Source organism: Shigella sp. FC1967 (assembly GCF_001743005.1).
GTDB lineage: Bacteria > Pseudomonadota > Gammaproteobacteria > Enterobacterales > Enterobacteriaceae > Proteus.
Genome location: NZ_MIIZ01000381.1, coordinates 1 through 228, shown reverse-complemented (window position 1 = coordinate 228; position 228 = coordinate 1). Strand labels below are relative to the sequence as shown.

Here is a 228-nt window from a genome sequence, read left to right as displayed (position 1 = left end):
TCGAACCACAACAACGAAACCTTCACCAAGCTACTATAAAGTACGTCAAGGTGACTCTTATTACAGTATTGCCCGTCGCCACGGCATTAACCTAAAAACAGTTAATGAGCTGGAATGCTGATATTAAAATCGAACCACAACAACGAAACCTTCACCAAGCTACTATAAAGTACGTCAAGGTGACTCTTATTACAGTATTGCCCGTCGCCACGGCATTAACCTAAAAAC

The 228-nt window shown here is 41.7% G+C and carries 1 pseudogene; it reads left to right on the top strand.

The features are described 5' to 3' along the window. Window positions 1–224 (top strand): annotated as a pseudogene (locus BHE89_RS27300) (LysM peptidoglycan-binding domain-containing protein); the annotation flags it as partial. Between the last annotated feature and the right edge of the window lie 4 nt (window positions 225–228).